The sequence below is a fragment of the Rhizobium sp. SVR5-9E genome, from assembly GCF_056755095.1.
Map to the genome: position 1 here is coordinate 1 of NZ_JBNDHS010000541.1, position 254 is coordinate 254.

Annotated in this window: 1 protein-coding gene; it reads right to left on the reverse strand. The window is 46.9% G+C overall.

Annotated elements, in window-relative coordinates; genetic code table 11:
• The coding region (locus ACPYOJ_RS35975; protein ID WP_481420476.1) for a hypothetical protein at window positions 1-254 on the reverse strand (254 nt) is incomplete at both ends.

Sequence of the window (254 nt, forward strand, 5' to 3'; positions counted from 1 at the left end):
GGGATTATCCGTACCGGGACTGGCCAGGGAAACTTCTTGTCCGGGAAGATTGGCAGCAAAGGCAGCCTGTTTTGATGTAAATCGTATAGTATCACCGGTGATCGTTCCTGCATTATTTTTATAGGGGGTAAATGTAATTATTTCTGTACCGGATAGTCCGGGAAGTAAACTGTATTGTCCGTTTTCATCGGCAAAGGCAGCCTGTGAGGCACCGGGATCCAGGTAAAAATCACCCTCAGGCGAAAGATAGTATG